General features: G+C 32.9%; 1 protein-coding gene. It reads right to left on the reverse strand.

The annotated features are described in order from the left end of the window. The coding region (locus tag CRU91_RS12350; protein ID WP_222718489.1) for a hypothetical protein at positions 1-243 on the reverse strand (243 nt) is incomplete at both ends.

Below are 243 nucleotides of genomic sequence, written 5' to 3' on the forward strand. Positions count from 1 at the left end.
TTACCTACTTTGAACGTTACTGTTTCTGCTTGTGTTGTTGGATTTGTAAATGTTACTGTATATGTAATCTCTGCACTCTCTTCATCTCCACTCGCTGTTGATGTTAATGTATAGTCTGTTGTATCTACATGATCTGCAAACTCTTTTGCTGTTGCATTATTTACTGGATTTAATTTTTCAAATTTTGAGTTATTTGTTGAACTTAAATCTGTTGGTGCTGGTACATTTGTTACATCTTGGTAA

Source organism: Aliarcobacter vitoriensis, assembly GCF_003316695.1.
In the GTDB taxonomy this organism is placed as follows: Bacteria; Campylobacterota; Campylobacteria; order Campylobacterales; family Arcobacteraceae; genus Aliarcobacter; species Aliarcobacter vitoriensis.